The sequence below is a fragment of the Pseudocitrobacter sp. 2023LY-00077 genome, assembly GCF_055796175.1.
The window spans coordinates 303,046-323,916 of the sequence record NZ_JBSPEI010000001.1 but is presented as its reverse complement, the minus strand read 5'-3'; the positions used below and the strand labels follow the sequence as shown (position 1 = coordinate 323,916).

At 55.7% G+C, this 20,871-nt stretch carries 17 protein-coding genes, 1 tRNA gene and 1 pseudogene; 10 read left to right on the top strand and 9 right to left on the bottom strand.

Features of this window, described 5'->3' with window-relative positions; all coding sequences use genetic code 11:
- Nucleotides 1–12: 12 nt before the first annotated feature.
- Nucleotides 13–720 (bottom strand): 16S rRNA pseudouridine(516) synthase RsuA, encoded by a 708-nt coding sequence (rsuA, locus tag ACWWFX_RS01520; protein ID WP_473223028.1) that lies wholly within the window; start codon nucleotides 718–720, stop codon nucleotides 13–15.
- A gap of 151 nt (nucleotides 721–871) precedes the next feature.
- On the opposite strand from rsuA, the gene radD reads away from it, so the two are divergent.
- Nucleotides 872–2,632, top strand: a complete 1,761-nt coding sequence (gene radD / locus ACWWFX_RS01515) for a DNA repair helicase RadD (protein ID WP_473223027.1) — start codon at nucleotides 872–874, stop codon at nucleotides 2,630–2,632.
- A gap of 123 nt (nucleotides 2,633–2,755) precedes the next feature.
- A complete protein-coding gene (rplY, locus tag ACWWFX_RS01510) occupies nucleotides 2,756–3,040 on the top strand; it encodes a 50S ribosomal protein L25 (protein WP_276219799.1) in 285 nt (94 codons plus the stop codon).
- A gap of 54 nt (nucleotides 3,041–3,094) precedes the next feature.
- Here the strand turns inward: rplY and yejK are convergent, their stop codons facing one another.
- Nucleotides 3,095–4,099: a nucleoid-associated protein YejK gene (gene yejK / locus ACWWFX_RS01505; RefSeq protein WP_015963704.1), complete on the bottom strand. Its 1,005-nt coding sequence runs from the start codon at nucleotides 4,097–4,099 to the stop codon at nucleotides 3,095–3,097.
- Nucleotides 4,100–4,285: 186 nt separating this feature from the next.
- Between yejK and ACWWFX_RS01500 the strand changes: the two genes are divergently transcribed.
- The 5 genes and pseudogenes from ACWWFX_RS01500 (at nucleotide 4,286) to ACWWFX_RS01480 (ending at nucleotide 9,462) form a co-directional block, all read left to right on the top strand.
- Nucleotides 4,286–4,513: a YejL family protein gene (locus ACWWFX_RS01500; RefSeq protein WP_108473632.1), complete on the top strand. Its 228-nt coding sequence runs from the start codon at nucleotides 4,286–4,288 to the stop codon at nucleotides 4,511–4,513.
- Nucleotides 4,514–4,532: 19 nt separating this feature from the next.
- Nucleotides 4,533–6,293, top strand: coding sequence for an LPS biosynthesis-modulating metalloenzyme YejM (yejM, locus tag ACWWFX_RS01495; RefSeq protein WP_276219798.1), 1,761 nt, complete (start codon nucleotides 4,533–4,535; stop codon nucleotides 6,291–6,293).
- 76 nt (nucleotides 6,294–6,369) lie between these two features.
- Nucleotides 6,370–6,446: transfer RNA gene (locus tag ACWWFX_RS01490), tRNA-Pro, on the top strand.
- Nucleotides 6,447–6,711: 265 nt separating this feature from the next.
- Nucleotides 6,712–7,707 (top strand): annotated as a pseudogene (gene benC / locus ACWWFX_RS01485) (benzoate 1,2-dioxygenase electron transfer component BenC); the annotation flags it as partial.
- 15 nt (nucleotides 7,708–7,722) lie between these two features.
- Nucleotides 7,723–9,462, top strand: a complete 1,740-nt coding sequence (locus ACWWFX_RS01480) for a cytochrome P450 (protein WP_473223137.1) — start codon at nucleotides 7,723–7,725, stop codon at nucleotides 9,460–9,462.
- On the opposite strand, the gene ACWWFX_RS01475 is transcribed toward ACWWFX_RS01480, so the two are convergent.
- Entirely contained in the window at nucleotides 9,459–10,409 is a 951-nt protein-coding gene (locus ACWWFX_RS01475; RefSeq protein WP_473223026.1) for a helix-turn-helix domain-containing protein, read from the bottom strand. The two genes, ACWWFX_RS01480 and ACWWFX_RS01475, sit on opposite strands and share 4 nt — an antisense overlap.
- Before the next feature lie 83 nt (nucleotides 10,410–10,492).
- Nucleotides 10,493–11,092, bottom strand: coding sequence for an NUDIX domain-containing protein (locus tag ACWWFX_RS01470; RefSeq protein ID WP_276219796.1), 600 nt, complete (start codon nucleotides 11,090–11,092; stop codon nucleotides 10,493–10,495).
- A gap of 83 nt (nucleotides 11,093–11,175) precedes the next feature.
- Between ACWWFX_RS01470 and ACWWFX_RS01465 the strand changes: the two genes are divergently transcribed.
- Nucleotides 11,176–11,925, top strand: coding sequence for a DeoR/GlpR family DNA-binding transcription regulator (locus ACWWFX_RS01465; protein ID WP_276219795.1), 750 nt, complete (start codon nucleotides 11,176–11,178; stop codon nucleotides 11,923–11,925).
- Between the two features lie 141 nt (nucleotides 11,926–12,066).
- Nucleotides 12,067–12,552: a serine protease inhibitor ecotin gene (gene eco, locus ACWWFX_RS01460; protein ID WP_015963697.1), complete on the top strand. Its 486-nt coding sequence runs from the start codon at nucleotides 12,067–12,069 to the stop codon at nucleotides 12,550–12,552.
- A 161-nt stretch (nucleotides 12,553–12,713) separates the two neighbouring features.
- On the opposite strand, the gene mqo is transcribed toward eco, so the two are convergent.
- Complete coding sequence (mqo, locus tag ACWWFX_RS01455) at nucleotides 12,714–14,366, bottom strand: malate dehydrogenase (quinone) (protein WP_276219794.1); 1,653 nt, start codon at nucleotides 14,364–14,366, stop codon at nucleotides 12,714–12,716.
- A 274-nt stretch (nucleotides 14,367–14,640) separates the two neighbouring features.
- Here mqo and ACWWFX_RS01450 point away from each other — a divergent pair, with 274 nt between their 5' ends.
- On the top strand, nucleotides 14,641–15,879 hold the full coding sequence (locus ACWWFX_RS01450) for a SulP family inorganic anion transporter (protein WP_276219793.1): 1,239 nt from the start codon (nucleotides 14,641–14,643) through the stop codon (nucleotides 15,877–15,879).
- Here ACWWFX_RS01450 and mgtE read toward each other — a convergent pair.
- The 4 genes from mgtE to ada form a co-directional block, all read right to left on the bottom strand.
- On the bottom strand, nucleotides 15,842–17,278 hold the full coding sequence (gene mgtE, locus ACWWFX_RS01445; RefSeq protein WP_108473624.1) for a magnesium transporter: 1,437 nt from the start codon (nucleotides 17,276–17,278) through the stop codon (nucleotides 15,842–15,844). The genes ACWWFX_RS01450 and mgtE overlap by 38 nt on opposite strands.
- Nucleotides 17,279–17,417: 139 nt before the next feature.
- Nucleotides 17,418–19,061 (bottom strand): multidrug ABC transporter permease/ATP-binding protein, encoded by a 1,644-nt coding sequence (locus ACWWFX_RS01440; RefSeq protein ID WP_473223025.1) that lies wholly within the window; start codon nucleotides 19,059–19,061, stop codon nucleotides 17,418–17,420.
- A 76-nt stretch (nucleotides 19,062–19,137) separates the two neighbouring features.
- On the bottom strand, nucleotides 19,138–19,788 hold the full coding sequence (gene alkB, locus ACWWFX_RS01435; protein ID WP_473223024.1) for a DNA oxidative demethylase AlkB: 651 nt from the start codon (nucleotides 19,786–19,788) through the stop codon (nucleotides 19,138–19,140).
- Entirely contained in the window at nucleotides 19,788–20,852 is a 1,065-nt protein-coding gene (gene ada, locus ACWWFX_RS01430; RefSeq protein WP_473223023.1) for a bifunctional DNA-binding transcriptional regulator/O6-methylguanine-DNA methyltransferase Ada, read from the bottom strand. The genes alkB and ada overlap by 1 nt, the downstream gene beginning before the upstream one ends.
- Nucleotides 20,853–20,871: the final 19 nt, after the last annotated feature.

Below are 20,871 nucleotides of genomic sequence, written 5' to 3'. Positions count from 1 at the left end.
GTTACCTCAATGTTAGCGCGGCGACAGGCCGACGCTGGCGATTTCTTCTTCGGTTAACGGACGGTATTCGCCCGGCTCAAGGTCGTCGTCGAGCGCAATCTCACCGATACGTTCGCGATGCAGCCCCACCACGTGGTTGCCCACGGCGGCGAACATACGTTTCACCTGGTGATAGCGGCCTTCGCTGATGGTCAGTCGAACCTGCGTCGGGGTAATCACTTCCAGCACCGCCGGTTTGGTAAGATCTTTCTCGTTGTGCAGCTGAACGCCTTTGGCGAACTGCTCCGCGGTATCGTCGCTGACCGGGTTTTCCAGGGTCACGAGATAGGTTTTTTCGCAGTGGTGACGCGGTGAAGTGATGCGATGCGACCACTGGCCGTCATCGGTCATCAGCACCAGACCGGTGGTGTCGATATCCAGACGACCGGCAGCATGCAGTTTGTGCGCTACGGGTTCATCAAGGAAATAGAGCACGGTAGGATGATCCGGGTCGTCGGTTGAGCAGACATACCCTTCCGGTTTGTTGAGCATAAAGTAGCGCGGGCCGTGCTGCTGGGCCAGAGGGTTGCCCTCGTAAGCCACCTCATGTTCAGGAAGCAGTTTAAACGCCGTATCTCGCACAATTTCGCCATCCACGGTGATGTGGTTGCCGCGGATTTGACGCCCGGCAATAGCACGGCTGACGCCGAGTTGCTGAGCGATAAACTTATCAAGTCGCATGAAAATTTTTAGCCTGTATGATGCCGGGTGTCGGGCAACGCGCCCGAAAAATGGAGTAACAACAATGATCAAGTATAACGGGGTTGTTATACCACTCAAGAGAAAAGATTCGTGGCATACTAATCGCGAGCAAAACCAATAAACGAGCCCCATGACTTTTACACTTCGCCCCTATCAGCAGGAAGCCGTCGACGCCACTCTTAACCACTTTCGCCGCCATCAGCACCCTGCCGTAATTGTGCTGCCCACCGGCGCGGGCAAAAGCCTGGTGATTGCCGAACTGGCAAGGCTGGCGCGCGGGCGTGTGTTAGTACTTGCCCATGTTAAGGAACTGGTCGCACAGAACCACGCCAAATATTGTGCACTGGGTCTTGAGGCCGATATTTACGCGGCGGGTCTGAAGAAAAAAGAGAGCCACGGCAAAGTGGTGTTTGGCAGCGTGCAGTCCGTCGCGCGTAATCTCGACCATTTCAAGAGTGAATTTTCGCTGTTGATCGTCGATGAGTGCCACCGCATCAGCGATGACGACGACAGCCAGTATCAGCAAATCCTCGCCCACCTGAAGAGCGTAAACCCAACGGTACGCCTGTTAGGGCTGACCGCCACGCCATTCCGCCTGGGAAAAGGCTGGATTTATCAGTTCCACTATCACGGTATGGTACGCGGCGACGAAAAAGCGCTTTTCCGTGATTGTATTTATGAACTGCCGCTGCGCTATATGATCAAACACGGCTATCTGACGCCACCCGAGCAGCTTGATATGCCGGTGGTACAGTACGATTTCAGCCGCCTGCAGGCTAACAGCAACGGGCTGTTCAGCGAAGCGGATCTTAATCGCGAACTGAAGCAGCAAAAACGCATTACGCCGCACATTATCAGCCAGATTGAAGAGTTTGCTCAGGACCGCAAAGGGGTGATGATTTTCGCCGCCACCGTTGAGCACGCGCGCGAAATTACCGGCCTGCTGCCAGTCAACGATGCGGCGCTGATTACCGGCGAAACGCCCGGCCCGATGCGTGATGAACTCATCGATGCCTTCAAAGCGCAGAAGTTTCGCTATCTGGTGAACGTATCGGTATTAACCACCGGCTTTGACGCTCCGCATGTCGATCTTATCGCGATCCTGCGGCCAACCGAATCAGTGAGTCTTTACCAACAGATTGTCGGACGCGGCCTGCGCCTGTCGCCGGGAAAAAAGGACTGCCTGATTCTGGACTACGCCGGAAATCCTCACGACCTTTACGCGCCGGAAGTCGGCGCGCCAAAAGGCAAAAGTGACAACGTACCGGTCCAGGTTTTCTGCCCCGGCTGCGGCTTTGCCAATACCTTCTGGGGCAAAACCACCGCTGACGGCACGCTGATTGAACACTTTGGCCGTCGCTGTCAGGGCTGGCTGGAAGATGACGAAGGGCACCGGGAACAGTGCTACTACCGCTTCCGCTTCAAAAACTGCCCACAGTGTAATGCGGAAAACGATATCGCCGCCCGCCGCTGTCGGGAGTGCGACACGGTGCTGGTCGACCCGGACGATATGCTGAAAGCGGCGCTGAAGTTAAAAGATGCGCTGGTGCTGCGCTGTAGCGGCATGGTACTTCAGGACGGCGCGGATGACAAAGGCGCGTGGCTGAAAATCACCTACTACGATGAAGACGGTGCCGATGTCAGTGAGCGCTTCCGTCTGCATACACCGGCGCAGCGAACCGCCTTTGAACAACTCTTTATTCGCCCGCATACCCGCACGCCCGGCGTGCCGCTGCGCTGGATAACACCCGCCGATATTCTTGCCCAGCAGGCGCTGTTGCGTCATCCCGATTTTGTGGTAGCCCGTAAAAAGGGGCAGTTCTGGCAGATGCGCGAGAAGGTTTTCGACTACGAAGGCCGCTTCCGTCGCGCCAATGAATTGCGCGGATAAGCGTCCTTTTGATTGATACGACGCGCATTTAAGTATAAAATGCCGCCCGCTTTCACATCCGTGAAGCAGATCATTTGCCTGCTGCTGGGTCGCCTGTAGCAGGAATAATTAAGAGAGATTTAAATGTTTACTATCAATGCAGAAGCACGTAAAGAGCAGGGTAAGGGTGCGAGCCGCCGCCTGCGCGCAGCTAACAAGTTCCCGGCTATCATCTATGGTGGCGAAGCTGCTCCGGTTGCAATCGAACTGGATCACGACAAACTGTGGAACATGCAGGACAAAGCTGAGTTTTACGCAGAAGTTGTTACCATCGTAATCGATGGCAAAGAAGAAAAAGTGAAAGTTCAGGCTGTTCAGCGTCACCCGTTCAAGCCAAAACTGTCTCACATCGACTTCGTTCGCGCGTAATCGCTGACAAGTTGTGAAAAAGCCCCGCTTGCGGGGCTTTTTTGTGGGCAGCGTTTATTTACCGCCAACGCGACGCTGAAGCTGATCGCGCAGGTTCGGCGGCGTGCCTTTAATGGTCAGCGTATCCGTTGCCGGATCCCAGAAAATGCGCTCGCCCAGCAGCAGAGAGTCGAAGTTAATCGTCAACCCGCCACCGCTACCGGCAAACTTCGTCAGCTGACGCAAAGTACTGCGGTCCGCCGGGAAGCTCTCTTCCAGTTCATAGCCTTTTTCTGCCGTAAACTCGCTAAAGCTCACTTCGCTAACGCCGGAAATCTCTTTGGAAAGGGATTCCAGTTCAATCTCTTCGCCCGCCTGCAACTGCTCGTTGCAGTAGTCGTAAACCTGCTTACGCACGGTCTGACGCTCGTTTTTATCGAGCTGTGCTTCGGCGGAGAAATCATCCAGCGCCTGCAACAGGCCGCGGTTTTGCACTTTGGCATTCAACCCTTCGCTGGCACCGAGGAAATCCATAAAGAAATCCGCGACTTTACGCCCTACTCGCCCTTTCAGGAACGTCAGGTAACGGGTCGATTCCGGGTTGGTTTCCCACTCGGTTAAATCAATACGCGCCACGATATCCGCATGATTGATATCGAGATAGTGCGTAGAGCTGATATCCAGCTGTTCATTTACACGCATGCTGCTGAGATTATTCAGCACAGCCACCAGCAGGTATTCCACCGCCAGATAGCGATAATGGCAAAACAGCACGATGCCGCCGTCCGCAAACGGATATTTTGCCAGCTCATCGCGCAGACGACCGGTCGCCGCCCGGCTGAACGCCAGAAAATCTTCTTCACCCTGGCGCTGCAGACGCAAGGCCTGCGCCAGCTCGCTTTCTTCGTTAAACAGCCCGTAGGCCTTATTTTTAGCGCTGTAGACCCGATGCAGTTCCGCCATCATCTCTTCGACGGGCGCAGTGGGCTCCAGCAGCGAATCACGCAGTACCAGTTCAAGCGTCTGCTCATCGCGTTTGATAAGCTGGTGCAGCGCAATCTGGTCGATATCCAGACTCATGTTAAACTCTCCTTTTAGATCGGGTGTATTCAATCACCCCTTAGGCTGCTGTGCAACTTGCTCTTTCTTCCAACGCCTAATCCTTTCGTCCATGAGGAAAGGATGACGTTTAAGGCGAAAAAATGCGGAAAAAATGCTGGTGCTACGGTAATATATTGCCCTTCCATATATAGACAGATTTGATTTATGCCACAACAATCCCGCTACAGTGATGAACACGTTGAACAACTGCTCAGTGAACTGGTCAACGTACTGGAACAACACAAGACTCCAACAGACCTCTCTTTGATGGTTCTGGGGAACATGGTGACGAACCTGATTAACAGCAGCGTCGCCCCGGCTCAGCGCCAGGCTATCGCCCGCTCGTTTGCTCAGGCGTTACAGTCTTCTATTAACGACGACCCGGCGCACTAAGGGATACACACAACAGTTTATGGTGACTCATCGTCAGCCCTACCGAGAAAAAGTCTCCCAGATGGTTAGCTGGGGGCACTGGTTTGCTATGTTCAACATGTTGTTGGCCATGGTGCTCGGCAGCCGCTATCTTTTTGTTGCCGACTGGCCGACAACGCTTACCGGTCGCGTTTACTCGTACCTGAGCCTTGTCGGGCATTTCAGCTTTCTGGTGTTCGCCGCCTATCTGCTGATTCTCTTTCCGCTGACGTTTATCGTCGGCTCGCAGCGCTTAATGCGGTTCCTGTCCGCGATTCTGGCGACAGCCGGAATGACGCTGCTGCTTATCGATACCGAAGTTTTCACCCGCTTCCACCTGCACCTTAACCCGGTGGTATGGGAGCTGGTTATCAACCCGGACCAAAACGAAATGGCCCGCGACTGGCAGCTGATGTTTATCAGCGTGCCGGTGATATTGCTTATCGAAATGCTGTTCGCCACCTGGAGCTGGCAAAAGCTGCGCAGCCTGATGCGCCGACGCCGCTACTTCCGCCCCGTCGCCTGGCTCTTTTTTGTGGCCTTTATCAGCTCGCATGTGATGTACATCTGGGCGGATGCCAACTTCTATCGCCCGATTACCATGCAGAAAGCGAATCTGCCGCTCTCTTATCCAATGACCGCGCGCCGCTTCCTGGAAAAACACGGCTTGCTGGATGCACAGGATTACCAGCGTCGTCTGGTTGAGCAAGGCGATCCGGAAGCGGTATCGGTGCAGTATCCGCTGAGCGAACTGCGCTACCGTGATATGGGCGCGGGGCAAAACGTCCTGCTGATCACCGTCGATGGCCTGAACTATTCACGCTTCGAAAAACAGATGCCTTCTCTGGCCCAGTTCGCCGGTGAAAACGTCAACTTTACCCAGCATATGAGCTCGGGCAATACCGCAGACAACGGCACCTTTGGCCTGTTCTACGGCATTTCACCCGCTTATATGGATGGCGTGCTCTCGGCGCGTATTCCGGCGGCGCTGATAACCGCGCTGAACCAGCAGGGTTATCAGCTGGGTCTGTTCTCATCCGATGGCTTCAACAGCCCGGTTTACCGTCAGGCGCTGCTTTCGGACTTCTCACTGCCGCCAAGTAAATCGCAAAACGACGCGCAGACGGCAAATCAGTGGATTAACTGGCTGGGCCGCTACGCGCAGGAAGAAAACCGTTGGTTCTCATGGGTATCCTTTAACGGTACCAACCTCGACGACAGTCAACAGCAAGGCTTCACCCGCCGCTATGCTGCCGCCGCCGCCGATGTCGATACACAGATTAACCGCGTGCTGAGCGCGCTGCGTGATTCTGGCAAACTGGATAGCACGGTGGTGATTATTACCGCAGGTCACGGCGTGCCGCTGGGCGATGAACGCGAGCAGTTCGACTGGTCACGCGCGCGTCTACAGGTACCATTGGTCGTCCACTGGCCGGGCACCCCGGCGCAGCGTATCGACGCCCTGACCGAGCATAAAGACGTGATGACCACCCTGATGCAGCGTCTGTTGCACGTCAGTACGCCAGCAAATGAATACTCGCAGGGGCAGGATCTCTTCAGCGCCACGCGTCGCCACGTTTGGGTAACCGCTGCGGATAACAGTACGCTGGCGATTACGACCCCGCGCTTTACCGTTGTGCTTGACCACAATGGTCATTACCAGACGTGGAACAGCGACGGCGAGAAAGAACGCGAGCAAAAACCACAGCTGAGCCTGCTGCTGCAGGTACTGACTGAGGAAAAACGATTCATCGCTAACTGATTGATTACTTATGCATCAATCGCGCATTCGCTGACTTGCAATCAGCAACGAAAAGGGTACTATTGCCTCCACGTGTCGGCACGTAGCGCAGCCTGGTAGCGCACCGTCATGGGGTGTCGGGGGTCGGAGGTTCAAATCCTCTCGTGCCGACCAAAAAGATTTTCTGATACGTTTTTAAACGTTCAGTACCCCTTAAGAACCCGCATTCTCTCTGAGTTTGCGGGTTTTTTAATGCCTGTTTTTCGCCTCTCTTCCCAAAATGTGCCCCCGCTCACCAACTCCGCCTAATGCACGGTTTGTCCTGTTTTACGTCATTTCTGTCCGTTGACTGAAAAGGGCTTCCGGCATGATATGGAGCCTCGAGTTTCATACCAGTCCGCCAGAGGCTGGAATCACCTGCTACCCGAGGATAAAAACAATGAGCCATCAGGTCACCCTACGCTTTGAAGACGGCGCGACGCATTTTATTCAATGTCTTACCGGTGAGTCTGTCGCCGATGCGGCGCTGCGTGCAAAAATTGCTATTCCACTCGACTGTCGCGACGGCGTATGCGGCACCTGCAAAGCCACCTGTGAATCGGGTCAGTTTGCGCTCGGCGATTATGTGCCAGACGCACTCTCCGACGATGAAGCGAAAGCCGGACACGTGCTGACCTGCCAGATGCGGCCATCCAGCGACTGCGTGGTGCAGATTGCCGCTACGTCTGATGCGGCGGGTATCAGCAGCACGGCTTTTACCGGGCGTATCACCGCCTGCGAAGCGCTCTCCCCCACTGCAATTACTTTCTCGGCGGAGCTGGAAAACCGCAGTGCTCTCCGCTTCCTGCCGGGTCAGTATGTCAATGTACAGGTACCTGGCAGCACACAAACGCGCTCCTACTCATTTAGCTCAGGCCCTTCGGCAAACGAAGTGTCCTTCCTGATCCGCAATGTTCCGCAGGGCTTAATGTCCAGCTATCTTCGCGAGCAGGCCAAACCCGGCGACGCCATTACCTTTCGCGGGCCGATGGGCAGTTTCTACCTGCGTCCCATCGAACGCCCGCTTTTATTCCTCGCGGGCGGCACGGGGCTCGCGCCGTTTTTGTCCATGTTGGATAAGATCGCTGAAGAAGGTGATATCACGCAGCCGATCCAGTTGATCTTCGGCGTCACCCACGACGAGGATCGGGTTGAACTGGCACGGCTTGAGGATTACGCCCGTCGCCTGCCGAATTTTAGCTATCTTTGCACGGTCGCCAGCCCTGAAAGTTCGTCGCCACACAAAGGCTACGTCACGCAACATATTACTGCCTCGCAGCTTAACGGCGGCGATGTCGATATTTATCTCTGCGGGCCGCCGCCGATGGTGGAAGCCGTGCGCGACTGGCTGGCTGCGGAAGGCGTTAAGCCGCGTAACTTCTACTATGAGAAGTTTGCCGGGGCCGGGCAGGTGGTGCAGACGGGGGAAGAACACATTGCTCCGGAGGACGTCGATGACACGTTTGATCTGCGTCTGGCGCTGGAGCTGGGTGCGGTACAGCTCACCCTGGGGCGCTTATCAGGCACACAGTTGCTTGAATTCCGCCGGCTGGCCGATGCGACCGCACCGTTTGTTGTCGGTAAGCGCTTTAGCGATGTCACGCGCTACGCGCAGGCCAATCATGCATTTCACCTGTTCCTGATTGAAGCATCAGGAAACGCGCCGCTGATTACCCTCTATAAGCAACTCGCGGTACAGGACTACATTGGTCGGGCACTGCGGGATGACATTGAAATCGTGGGCGATATTGTTCAGCAACATCGTGATCTGGTTAGCGCGTTTGAGTATGGTGACATCAACGCCGCGCGTGAAGTGATCGCCCAACACGCCCTTCATTCCAAAGCGACCATGAGCCGCGCGCTGGGCAAGAAATCCGCGTCTGCTGCCTTAGCGCCCGCCCCGCAACCGGAGCCCGCACGCTGCCCGTTCGCAGCAATGGCTGAACAGCCGCCCTACTCTCATGAGCTGAGCTGGCCACAAGAACTGCAACCCTTCAAAGTGGTGGACGACGGTTCGCAGGGCGATCCATACGAACATTATCGCTGGATGCGCGAGCATGCCCCGGTGTTGCGCTGCCAGTCTGCCACCTCGGATGTCTGGTTCCTGTCGCGCTACGATGATGTCTGGCAGGCCATTCGCAACCCGAAACTCTTCTCATCAGAAGTGGTCAGCCCGCCGCCGCTCACTTTTCTGACGCTGTATGATGCGCCCGATCATACGCGCCTGCGTAAGATTGCTCAGCCCTCCTTTATGCCGCTGGCCATTGAGCCGTTTGCCGCCGAGATCGAGCGCCGCGCGGAGGTATTAATCGATGCGTTGATCGCCAAAGGCGGTGGCGATGTGGTGGAAGAGTTTGCCATTCCGCTCAGCATCGCCACCATCTCAGCGATGATCGATGTGCCGAATGAAGACGAAGAAAAGATGAAGTTCTGGTCGGACGAAACCTTCAGCTACTTCGGTCGCCTGGCGCGTAACGCCCCCGGCACCGGCACCGATGAACAAAGCGCGATGGCCTTTTTTGCCTATCTGAAAGAGGCCATGGAGCGACTTTACCTCAGTAATAGCCAGTCGATTGGGGGACATATCGCCCGCATGTGGAAGGAGGGGTTACTCAGTGAGAAAGAGGCTAAAGAGCTGTGCGCCTTCGTCTTTATTGCCGGGCACGACACCACTACCATTCTGGTTGCGAATGCCTTTCGCATGTTCGCGGAACATCCGCATCTGGTGCAGCGTATTCGCGAAAACGAAGCGGATGCGGATAAATTTGTCGAGGAGGTGGCGCGCTATCGCGGGACGGTGCAACGCGTCAGCCGCATGACCACCGAAGCCACCACTGTGGCTGGCGTTGAGTTGCCCAAAGGCGCGGTGGTGCGATTGTTGCTCTCGTCCGCCAATCGCGACAGCCGTAAATTTGCGGCCGGCGATACGTTTAATATCGACCGTGATACCACCGGTCATTTGGGTTTTGGCAACGGGATGCATAAGTGTCTCGGCCAGCCGCTGGCGAAGCTTGAAACGCTGATCGCCACCCGACTGGTGGCGCGTAAAGTCTCAGCTATTGCGCTCGATCCCGCGCAGCCTATCGAGTACGTTCGTGGCAATAATCTGACCAACTCCGGGCCCGCGCATTTGTTTGTGAAGCTGCGTTAATCAGCCAGACCGGCTTTCTTGATGGAAGCCGGTTTTCTCTGCGATAACCGCCCCTGCTCTTGCAGGCGATACTCCGTGGGCCGCAGGCCGGTTTGCTTGCGGAAGAAGCGGCCAAAATAGGCTTCATCACGAAATCCTAATTCCGCCGAGATTTGCTTGACGCTAAACGAGGAGTAGACCAGCAGACGCCGCGCTTCGTGCACCGCACGCCGATCGATGGCTTCAATCGCCGAAATACCAAAGGCTTCGCGACAGATTCGCGTCAGTTGCCCGGTGGAAATTCCCATTGCCGCCGCATAATGAGCCACGGGTTGCCGCTGTCGACAACGTTCATCCAGTAAAGTACGAAAACGTTCAATCCTGGCGACCAGCGCCGCCCTTGCAGGATTGCCCGCCAGCTCCGCTTTTTCACTCAAACGCGCGATCTGCACAAACAGCGCAATGGTCAGCGCCAGCCCGGCGGTGTATTGCCAGCGCTCGCTGTTCTCCGCTTCCCGGCCAATCGCGTCAAAGAGCGTTTCAAGACGCACTCCGCGTCGATGAGCGACGTCGACGGTCAGCATCGCGGGTGTACGCACAAAGTCCAGTAAATCCGGGGCGGCAGTCAGCGCGACCGATTCGATTGCCGACTGCGCCGTGGTGATGACATGACCATCAACATCGTCGCGAAAACGAAATCCGTGTACTGCGCGAGCGGGAACGACGACCAGGCACGGTGCGTGAAAGGCCCAGACCTCGCCGTCAATGGTAGCTTCGCCGCTGCCGTGCGTAACATACAGCGTCTGAATCAGAACATCGTGGAAATGGGGCTCGATATCAAAACCAAAGCGGCTGGCGCGTGAGGGAATGCGCTCATAATGCACCATATCCAGCGACGACTGCCCGGCCTCTGCGCCATAGAGCGCGTAGTTAGGCAGCGCACGACGACACGGCCAGTCAATTAACATAGGTCACCCGGAAGTCTGCATGAAAGACTCTTTTATAGGCAGGATTTCCGCATCCCGCCTGCCAGAGTGTCTAAAACCTCGATTCAGCCCCGTATTTCGTGAAAGACATCCTTCAGCGCCAGATGCTGCAACAGCATGATGGTTTTCCCGTCCACAATTTCACCGCGCGTAATCGCCGCCAGCGCCTGTTCAAAGGGCCATTCCAGCACCTCAATGTCTTCGCCCTCTTCCTCCAGCCCACCGCCGTCACCGGTACGGTCGCGCTCGCTATATTCCGCGATGAAAAAGTAGAGTTTCTCCGTGACCGAGCCGGGGCTCATATAGGCTTCAAAAACTTTTTCCAGGTGGCTCACTTTAAAACCGGTTTCTTCTTCGGCCTCCGCCATAATCCGCGCTTCCGGCGACGCTTGATCCAGCAAACCCGCCGCCGCCTCGATCAACAAACCTGAATGGCCGTTCACCGAAACCGGGAAGCGAAACTGTCGGGTCAGCACCACGCTTTTTTTCTCGCGGTTATAGAGCAGAATTGTGGCGCCATTGCCCCGGTCATAGACCTCGCGATTTTGCGTCTGCCAGCTGCCGTCGCGGCGCTGTATATCGAAGGTATATTTTTTCAGTACGTACCAGTTATCGGAAAGAAGCTGTTCCTGAACGTTGCGAAGGTGTGGCGTGTTATTGTGCATTTTTATTCCTCAGGTGAATGACAAAAACGATAATGTCATGCACAATCGTGCAACATCAAGAAAAAACGCGAAGAGAAATATTCATGCTCGCCAGCCAACGTAAAAAAATGATCCTCGAACTGCTTGCGCAACATAAGCAGGTTTTATCCAGCGAACTGAGCCAAAAGTTCATGATCTCAGAGGACTCTATTCGGCGTGATTTACGGGAACTGGCGGCTGAAGGACTGTTGCAGCGCGTTCACGGTGGTGCGCTGCCCGCATCAGCCGCAATAGCGCCAATCGAAACACGCAAAAACGTGCAAAACCGTTCAAAGCAGAAAGTGGCAGAAAAAGCGGTAAAACTGATACAGCCAGGTCAGGTGGTGATGATTGATGGCGGAACCACCGCACACGAACTGGTGGCGCGCATACCGCAGGATATCGCTTTTACCGTCGTCACTCACAGCCCAGGGATTGCCGTCAGTCTGGTCGATCACCCGCTGGTTGAGGTGATCGTCATCGGCGGGAGATTGTTTAAACATTCGGTTGTGACCGTGGGATCGGCAATGATCGATGCCATCAGCCATATCAATGCCGATCTGTTTTTTATGGGAGTGACGGGCATTCATGCCAGCGCAGGCTTTACCACGGGTGATTACGAAGAAGCCTGTGTGAAACGCGCCCTGTCGCAGCGCGCGGCAGAAACAGTAGTCATGGCCTCGACTGAAAAGATGAACGCCGCTTCTGCTTTTGCCATCGGCCCGCTTTCCCTTGCCAGCGCGATTATCATCGATGGGGAACCCGATGCCGCGTTACGCGAAGCCTGTGCAAAACAGCAGATAGAACTGCTTTGATCCTGACAGCGAGAAACTTCGTTTTCGGATTAATACGCAAAACAGTTCACTACTCTTAATGCAAAAATCAGTAAATGGCACTTAACATTCACGACAATGATGATAATCTTGCCGATGAACTACTGATAAAAAGGATTCACAGTGAAAAACACATTTACGCTCGCTGCTTTACTACTGACCGCTGTTTCGCTTTCTGCCACGGCGGCAGAGCAACCGCTGGAAAAAGTTGCGCCTTATCCGCAAGCGGAAAAAGGCATGAAGCGCCAGGTGATTCAGTTACCTGCGCAGCAGGACGAATCAGCGCTGAAAGTTGAGCTGATGATTGGTAAAACGCTGGAAGTCGACTGTAACCGTCACCGCCTGGGCGGCAAGCTGGAAAGCAAAACGCTGGAAGGTTGGGGTTACGACTACTATGTCTTTGATAAAGTTGGCGAGCCGGTCTCCACCATGATGGCCTGCCCGGACAAAACGAAGACCAAACAGTTTGTTGCGGCGTATCTCGGTGACGACGGCATGTTGCGTTACAACAGCAAACTGCCGATCGTGGTCTACACCCCGGATAACGTGGAAGTTAAATACCGCGTCTGGAAAGCCGAAGAAGAAGTACATAACGCTGTAGAGCGTTAATAAAGTGGCCATGTTGATGCCAGATGCGGCGTGAACGCCTTATCCGGCCTACAAAATCATGCAAATTCAATACATTGCAGTTTTTATGTAGGCCTGATAAGCATAGCGCATCAGGCATTGGCAATCTACAAGAAGCCCCGACATTCGGGGCTTTTTATCATTTACAGCGCAATATCCGCCATCTCATTCACCACCACCGGCTGCGATTTAGTCTGCGGTTGCGGGGTTGGATCGGCATCACGAACCGGCACGTAGCTCAGCTCCAGCACTTCACTGGTGTGCGCCAGAGTCTCTTCAATCGCCTGCGGATGTTCGTTCAGGCGCGAGCCGTAAGTCGGCACTACGGCTTTGATTTTCGCCTGCCAGGCCGCGGTCTGCATTTTCTCATGGAATACTTTTTCCAGCAGTTGCAGCATGATTGGCGCAGCGGTAGAAGCACCCGGAGACGCGCCGAGCAGTGCCGCTACGGTACCTTCATCGTCGCTCACCACTTCTGTGCCCAGACGCAGAACCCCGCCTTTCTGTGCATCACGTTTGATAATCTGCACGCGCTGCCCCGCCTGCCACAAGCGCCAGTCGCCTTTCTGCGCCATCGGGTAGTATTCACGTAGCGCGGCGTGACGATCTTTATCTTTCTGAAGAACCTGGCTAACCAGGTATTTCACCAGATCGAAGTTGTCCATCCCGACGTTGATCATCGGCATGATGTTCGATTTGTTGATCGACGCCAGCAGATCCCACAGCGAACCGTTTTTCAGGAAACGCGTTGAGAAGGTCGCGAACGGCCCGAACAGAATGACGCGTTTACCGTCAATCACGCGGGTATCGATATGCGGCACCGACATCGGCGGCGCGCCAACATCGGCCTGACCATACACTTTCGCCAGATGATGATTCACCACGTCCGGGTTTTCGCACACCAGGAACTGGCCGCCAACCGGGAAGCCAGCATACTCTTTCGCCTGCGGAATTTTGGTCTGTTGCAGCAGTTTCAACGCCGCGCCACCCGCGCCGATAAAGATAAATTTGGCTTTAATCGTGCGTTTCGCGTGGCTGTTATTGGCATCGGAAACGGTGATGGTCCAGCTCTTGTCTGCATTCTGACGGAAACGACGCACCACCGTATTGAGTTGCAGATTGAAGTTTTTATGCGCCTGCAACGAGGAAATCAGCTGGCGGGTGATCTCGCCGTAGTTCACATCGGTACCGGCTTCGGTGCGCGTCGCGGCGATCTTCTGCTGCGGATCGCGCCCTTCCATCACCAGCGGCGCCCACTCTTTAATCTGTTGATGATCTTCTGAGTAGCGCATACCGCGGAACAGTGGATTCTGCTGCAGTGCACGGTAGCGCGCGCGCAGGAAGTTGACGTTCGCATCGCCCCAGACAAAGCTCATGTGCGGAACGGTATTAATAAAGGATTTCGGCTGCGTGAGAACGCCGCGTTTCACCTGATGCGCCCAGAACTGACGAGAAACCTGGAACGCTTCGTTGATGTCGATAGCTTTTTCAATGCTGACGGAACCATCCGCTTTCTGCGGCGTATAGTTGAGCTCCATCAGCGCGGAGTGGCCGGTGCCTGCGTTGTTCCAGCCGTTGGAACTCTCTTCCGCGACGCTTTCCATTTGCTCGACCATGGTGATCGACCAGTTCGGTTCCAGCTCTTGCAGCCAGGTACCCAGCGTAGCGCTCATAATACCACCACCGATCAACAAAACATCCGTCTCGTGTATAACGCGGGAGTTGGTTTTGGCCACATCAGAAGCAGTATCGGAACCCGCTTTCTGTGCATTGGGTACAGCTGTCTTTTTCTTCATTGTAGGGAGGCCTTACTTGAGATGCGATTTGTTACACGCAGGTAAAAACAATTCGTGGGTATACGGTATCACCAGCAACATAAAATTTAAATATTGTTTAAATTTTAAGTTGTGTTTTGAGACCTGTTATCAAAATGTTTAATAAATGTATACGTCAATTAAATTTTTGTATTGGCATTCTGTGACATAGAGCGGTAAACTGCTCCGTTTTGTGATAAATAGCACGAAAGTACGGCTTATAGAAAACCGGCTATCGATAACCAATGAAGATCCCATGTCAGACACCCCTTTTGCTCCCCAGGATGGCCGCATCCTTTCCGTAATGCGCTCGCCCAAACTGCTGCTGCGCGAAACGCTGGCTGGCGTCATTACCGCACTGGCATTGATCCCCGAAGTCATCTCCTTTTCCGTGATTGCTGGCGTCGATCCCAAAGTCAGTTTGATTGCCTCGGTGGTGCTGTGTCTGGCGATGTCATTTCTCGGCGGGCGTCCGGCGATGGTGACTGCCGCTGCCGGTTCTGTGGCGCTGGTCATCGGGCCGATGGTGCATCAACACGGCGTCGGTTACATTCTGCCCGCCGTGGTGATGGCTGGCGTGATTCAAATTCTGTTCGGCCTGTGCGGTATGGCACGGTTGATGCGGTTTATTCCGCAGCCGGTGATGACCGGTTTTGTCAACGCGCTAGGGGTGCTGATCTTCTTCGCCCAAGTGCCGCATTTCTGGAGCCGTAATCCGCTGATTATCGCGCTCTTCGTCGCGACCCTGCTGATTGTGCTGTGGGCACCGCGGGTGATTAAGAGCGTGCCATCACCGCTGATTGCCATCGTGCTGTTAACCCTTTTCACCATCACCAGCGGCCAGCTACTGCCCACCGTTGGCGATGAAGGTTCGATGAGCGGTGGCCTGCCCGGCCTGACGCAGTTACTGGTGCCGATGAATCTCGACACCCTGAACATCATCTGGCCCTGCGCGCTGAGCATTGCGTTTGTCGGGTTAATGGAGTCGTTGCTGACGGCAAAGCTGGTCGATGATTTGACCGCGACGCCGTCAAACAAAGCGCGCGAAAGCGCCGGGCTTGGCATCGCCAACATTCTGGCCGGTTTTTATGGCGGCATCGCGGGCTGTGCGATGATTGGTCAGACGATTGTCAACGTCGAGATGGGGAAAGGCCGTAGCCGCGTTTCAACAATCATGGCAGGCCTCGTGCTGCTGCTGTTGGTGACGGCGTTAAGCAAGGTTATGGCTGACATTCCAATGTCGGTACTGGCCGGAATTATGGTGATTGTGGCGTTCAAAACCTTTAGCTGGCACAGCGTCCAGCCTGCAACGCTGAAACGCGCCCCGTGGCCGGAGACCATGGTGATGGTGATAACGGTCGCGGCAACCGTCAGCACCGGCAACCTGGCGATTGGCGTGCTGGCGGGCGTGGTCAGCATGGCGCTGATCCCTGCCCGCCTGAAAGAAAAGCTTGCGGTTAAAGCAGAAAAATCGTCGCCAGCCCAAGGAAAATAAAGAAGCCGCCGGTGTCGGTGATTGCGGTGATCATTACGCTGGAGCCTACCGCCGGGTCGCGGCCAAACTTCACCATGATCATCGGGATCAGTACGCCCATTAGCGCCGCAACCAGCAGGTTCAATACCATCGCCAGCGTCATCACCGCACCCAGGTGCGGGTCGCTGTAGAGCAGCCAGGTGACGCAGCCCATGATCCCGCCCCACACCAGGCCATTAATCAACGCCACGCCCATTTCACGCAGGATCAGAAACGAGAAGTTACCCGGCTGGATCTGCTGTAGCGCCAGCGCGCGCACGATCATGGTAATGGTCTGGTTCCCGGTGTTACCGCCAATTCCTGCGACGATCGGCATCAACGACGCCAGCGCCACCAGTTGTGAGATGGTATGTTCGAAGCCATCGATGACGCGCGAAGCAATAAATGCGGTGCAGAGGTTGATCGCCAGCCACGCCCAACGGGTTTTCACCGCTTTGGTCACTGGCGCAAACACGTCCTCTTCGGCACTCAGGCCACCCATGCGACGCAGATCGCTATCCGTTTCTTCGTAAACCACGTCAACAATCTCATCGATGGTCAAACGTCCCATCAGTTTGCCCTGCTGATCGATAACCGCGGCGCTGACCAGGTTGTCACGTTCGAAGGTACGGGCCACCTTTTCCGACTCTTCTTCCGGGTGGAAAGCCACCGGTTCGGATTCCATTACCGCTTCAACGGTGCTTTGTGCCGGGCTGAGCAAAATGGTGGTCAATTCCAGCTCGCCAACCAGCGTCATATCCCGCCGCGTGACGAACAGTTTATCGGTGTTTTCCGGCATTTTTCCGAGCCGCCGCAGGTAGCGCTGGACGGTCGCCAGCGTCACTTCCGGGCGTACGGTAATGACTTCGAACTCCATGATCGAGCCAACGCGATCGTGGGCATAGTTCATCACCTGACGCACGCGGGCGCGCTCGGACGGCGGGAGTGTTGCCAGCAGGCGTCCGGTTAAATCGCGCGGCAGATGCTGAACCAGGTAAATCTGTTCATCGATGTCCAGGGTTTGCAGTGCATCGAGCAACGCCCGGTCGCTCATATCGTCAATGAGGTCGTCCCAGACGTTCTCCGATGCTTCAAGCAACACTTTGCCGCGCTTGTCATCTTCCACCACGTTCCATAACGCGTGACGCTCATCGGAGGGCAATGCCTCCAGAACGTCCGCCAGGTCCGGGCCAGGAAGATGTGCCACCAGCGCGCTGACTTCCGCGAGGTCGTCAATCAGGGTGCTCTCATCATACTGCTCGGCGAGCGTCAGTTTGCCCAGCAGAACGGAGGTAATGGCTTTATCGGTGGTTAATAGCCAGATAAGACGCGCGCGCTCTTCATCACGCAGCTTCGCGCTGTTTTTCATTATTGCGGACATTGCCGGTCATCCTTTCGGTCATCTGAATGCCCGGCAGGTAGGCCGGGAGCATTAAGCATAGCGTGGAGAAATGTAAATAATAATAAACAGCATTTTAATACCCATGAAAAAAGCGGCGAATGCCGCTTTTTTCATCAGGTTATGCCGTTCGGGCGACCGCATCGCGCGAGGCGGCATCGCGTTCCTCACCGGTCAACTCACTCAATTGACCATTGCGCATCTCCAGCAGACGATCGGCATGGATGAAGTAGTGGTCGTCGTGGCTGATAGCAAAGACCGTTTTACCCATCTGTTGCATCAGCGGAAGCAATATTTGGTAGAACTCACGGCGGAAGTGCGGATCCTGATCGGCGGCCCACTCATCCAGCATAATGATGTCTCGCTCTTCCGCTAATGCCAGCAGCAGCGCCACGCGCTTCTTTTGCCCTTTCGAGAGTTTAAGGTCAAGGATTTTGCCGTTTTCCAGCTTCACCTTATGCCCCATTTTCAGCTGTTCCAGCCACTTATCCACCAGCGCCGGGTCGGCCTGTTTTCCTTCCGGTCCCAGCAACTGGTCAAACAGCCAGACGTCAGTGAAGACCGCTGAGAACAGCTTACGGTAATCTTCCGGTTTGTCCGCCGCCAGCGGTTTACCGTCCAGCAGAATCTGCCCTTTAACCGGTTGATAGAGCCCGGTAAGCAGCATCGCCAGCGTCGATTTACCGCTACCGTTGCCGCCAATCAGGAACACCAGTTCGCCGCGATGGAGCGTCAGATTGATCGGGCCCACGGCGAAGGTGTTGTCTTCATAGTGAAACTCCACATCACGCAGTTCGAGCGTTTGCCAGTTCGGATACGCTTTCGGCACCGGAAATTCCGCCTGGTAAGGCGCAAGCGAGAAGGTGTTGAGTTTTTTGAACGCTACCTGCGCGCTGAGTAACGTCGGCAGCGCGCCAACGGCCGACAACAGCGGCGTGCGCAGGAACAGCAGCGTCAGCGAGTAGGTCGCCGCCACGGCGGTATCCGCCCAGCCCAGGCTGTTCGCCATCCAGAAGACCAGGCCGATAGCGCCCAGCATCATAATGTTCGACCAGTTCACAGCGCTCAGGTGGAAGGTGTCGGCGCGCACGATATGGTGACGGTAGCTTTTCGCGTCAGGAATATAGAGCTGATTAAAGACATACTCTGCGCGTTCCCGGTTGAGGGTGAGCTCTTTGCGCCCTTCCAGCACGGTCTGATAATCCTGATACAGCGCATCTTCCGTCTCACGCAGAATCGCCATATGTTTGTAGACCCGCGCCACCAGCACAAACCCGCCCCAGATGGTCACCGCCATCCACAGTGCGGTCACCAGCAGCATTTTGGTCGACAGAAATGCCAGGTAAGCGGCGGAGCCAAAGGTCAGGATAATCCCCTGCACCAGTTCCGGCAGACGGACGAAAGCGATGGTGATCGCCCGTACATCGCTGGTCAGGCCCGCCAGCAGCGCCGCGCTGCCGAGTTTTTCGATGCGTTCAACCTGGGTGTCCAGAATACGTTTAATGAATTCGCTGCGCAGACGGTAAACAAAGTGATGTCCGAGCGTGGTCAGCGCCAGCTGCGAACCCAGCGTAACCGCCATCAGCAATAGCAGCAGCCCGAGAAACTCTGGCAGCACTGTCAGTGACATATCTACCGTAGTGATTAAACGCAGGTTAATGAAGGCAATCAGCCCAATCCCCAACGCCGCGCTCAGTAAACTCAGCGCCATAACGGCAATAAATGGCCAGCGGTACTGGCGCCAGACAAGCAGGAGAAGTTCCATAAAACAGCAACCCGGAAAATAAAAACAGCGTGCAGTGTAAACTGCCGTACGAGTACATCAAGAATAATTCTTATTTTTATTCTTTATTACCTGCATGACGAAAGGTGAGGTTATAGCGCAGTGGGCCAACCTGTGGATGGTGACCCGGTTTGAGCGGCTGAATACCATGATAAAAGAGGCGCGATTCGCCGCCCCACACCACCACATCGCCATGTTCCAGCAACACGCGCTGGAGCGGATCGTTACGCTTCAGGCCGCCAAACTGGAACACAGCGGGCAAGCCCAGCGAAACCGACACAATCGGCGCGCTCAGCGTGGCTTCGTCTTTATCCTGATGAAGCGACAGTTTCGCGCCCGGAAGGTAGCGGTTAATCAGGCAGGCGTCCGGCGAAAAATCGGCATAGCCCGCCAGCGTCGCCGCCTCCAGCGCCAGGCTGCGGAACACATCCGGCATGGACGGCCAGGATTTGCCCGTCAGCGGATCGCGCGGCGTGTAGCAGTAACCGTGCAGATCGGTGCTCCAGCCCAGCGGGCCGCAGTTGGTCATCGCCACCGACATGGTATAGCCGCCGGGCGTCACCATCTGGCGAAACGGTGACAACGCGGCAACCTGTTCAATCGCCGCCAGCAATTCGCTGGCCTGGCTTAACGCCTGGCGACGAAGGATGATGGAGCCCGCCGCCAGCGGTTCCTGCCAGGGGGCTTCATCAGCAAAGAGATCGAGCATTATTTCCCTCCGGCATTTTTCTCATCCGCCAGCAGCGCCGCTTTGCGCCCCACGCCCCAGCGGTATCCCGACAGGCTACCATCTTCACGCACCACCCGATGGCACGGAATAACGATCGCCAGTTTGTTCGCCGCGCAGGCACCGGCCACCGCACGCACGGCTTTCGGGTTGCCAATGGCGGTGGCAATTTGCTGATAGCTGCGCGTTTCACCCAGCGGAATCGCGCGCAATGCCTGCCAGACTTGCTGCTGAAAGGCGGTGCCGCGAATATCCAGCGGCAAATTCAGCGGCAACTGTTGATCATCCAGCCGCCTCACCACCTCATGAATTTGCTGATGAAAAGCCGGGCTGCCCTGCTGCGATTGCGCCGAGGGGAAAAGTTGCTGAAGCTCTGTCGTCAGCTGTGCATCGCTATCGCCCAACAGCACGGCGCAGATGCCACGCGTGCTCAGCGCTATCAGGCAACGTCCGAAACGGCAATCTTCCAGCGCATAATGGATAACGGCCTCTTCACCACCGCGTCGATACTGTTTTGCCGTCATACCCAGAAGCCGATCGGCATGGCGATAGTAGCTGCTGCTGTCCGGAAAACCGGCATTGAGTACGGCATGGGTCACCGCCTCGCCTTCCGCCAGCGCTTCACGCAGGCGCCGGGCGCGCCACGCTTGCTGCCACGCTTTTGGCGTGACGCCGGTGACCGACTTAAACAAACGGTGGAAATGGTAGGGACTGAGAGCTACCGCCTCGGCTAACGTGTCCAGGGTAACGGGCACATCCTGTTCGAGCATTCGGCAGGCTATCGCCACTTTGTTCACTTTTTGCAACTGGGGATCGAGCGTATCCGGCTGGCAGCGTTTACAGGGGCGAAAACCTGCCTGCAGCGCCGCATCAGCATCAGGATAAAATTGCACATTCTGGCGCAACGCATGGCGCGCTTTGCAGGAGGGGCGACAAAAAATACCGGTGGTGCGGACCGCAAAGACAAACTGCCCGTCGGCTCCGGCATTGCGCTCAAGCACCGCCTGCCAGCGGCGCTCATCAGTATGGAAAGTGTGAGATGTCATATCAGGCTCCTCCAGTAAG

Coding starts and splice junctions, on each gene's coding strand:
- rsuA (WP_473223028.1), bottom strand. CDS start 720: ATGCGACTTGATAAGTTTATCGCTCAGCAACTCGGCGTCAGCCGTGCT.
- radD (WP_473223027.1), top strand. CDS start 872: ATGACTTTTACACTTCGCCCCTATCAGCAGGAAGCCGTCGACGCCACT.
- rplY (WP_276219799.1), top strand. CDS start 2,756: ATGTTTACTATCAATGCAGAAGCACGTAAAGAGCAGGGTAAGGGTGCG.
- yejK (WP_015963704.1), bottom strand. CDS start 4,099: ATGAGTCTGGATATCGACCAGATTGCGCTGCACCAGCTTATCAAACGC.
- ACWWFX_RS01500 (WP_108473632.1), top strand. CDS start 4,286: ATGCCACAACAATCCCGCTACAGTGATGAACACGTTGAACAACTGCTC.
- yejM (WP_276219798.1), top strand. CDS start 4,533: ATGGTGACTCATCGTCAGCCCTACCGAGAAAAAGTCTCCCAGATGGTT.
- ACWWFX_RS01475 (WP_473223026.1), bottom strand. CDS start 10,409: ATGTTAATTGACTGGCCGTGTCGTCGTGCGCTGCCTAACTACGCGCTC.
- ACWWFX_RS01470 (WP_276219796.1), bottom strand. CDS start 11,092: ATGCACAATAACACGCCACACCTTCGCAACGTTCAGGAACAGCTTCTT.
- ACWWFX_RS01465 (WP_276219795.1), top strand. CDS start 11,176: ATGCTCGCCAGCCAACGTAAAAAAATGATCCTCGAACTGCTTGCGCAA.
- mqo (WP_276219794.1), bottom strand. CDS start 14,366: ATGAAGAAAAAGACAGCTGTACCCAATGCACAGAAAGCGGGTTCCGAT.
- ACWWFX_RS01450 (WP_276219793.1), top strand. CDS start 14,641: ATGTCAGACACCCCTTTTGCTCCCCAGGATGGCCGCATCCTTTCCGTA.
- mgtE (WP_108473624.1), bottom strand. CDS start 17,278: ATGTCCGCAATAATGAAAAACAGCGCGAAGCTGCGTGATGAAGAGCGC.
- ACWWFX_RS01440 (WP_473223025.1), bottom strand. CDS start 19,061: ATGGAACTTCTCCTGCTTGTCTGGCGCCAGTACCGCTGGCCATTTATT.
- alkB (WP_473223024.1), bottom strand. CDS start 19,788: ATGCTCGATCTCTTTGCTGATGAAGCCCCCTGGCAGGAACCGCTGGCG.
- ada (WP_473223023.1), bottom strand. CDS start 20,852: ATGACATCTCACACTTTCCATACTGATGAGCGCCGCTGGCAGGCGGTG.